Origin of the sequence: Rhodococcus sp. CX (assembly GCF_015865005.1) — a bacterium.
Taxonomy (GTDB): Bacteria; Actinomycetota; Actinomycetes; order Mycobacteriales; family Mycobacteriaceae; genus Rhodococcus.
Map to the genome: position 1 here is coordinate 25466 of NZ_JADZGH010000259.1, position 317 is coordinate 25782.

The 317-nt window shown below is 72.2% G+C and carries 1 pseudogene; it reads left to right on the plus strand.

Annotation, left to right across the window (positions count from 1 at the left end):
• A pseudogene (locus tag I0Q12_RS28230) lies at positions 1–317 on the plus strand (alpha/beta hydrolase); the annotation flags it as partial.

Consider the following 317-nt stretch of genomic DNA (forward strand, 5'->3'; position numbering starts at 1 on the left):
CGGTCCGGGCGATCGCCGTCGTCGATTCGCCGCATCCGATCTCGCTGCGCGACGCCACCCTGCGCGACCGGGCCCAGCGGAAGGCGCTGCTGCCGACGTTCCTGGACTACCAGATTCCGTGGCGGCCCGAGCGGCTGCTCGTCCGCGACGACGGCGCCGAGATCGAACGCCTCCTGCGGGCCCGCTCGGGACCCGCCTGGCAGAGCTCCCCGGAGTTCGCGGAGGTGGCGGAGAAACTTCGCTCGGCGATCCGCATCCCGGGAGTCGCCCATTCGACCCTCGAATACCAGCGCTGGGCGTTCCGCAGCCAGTGGCGC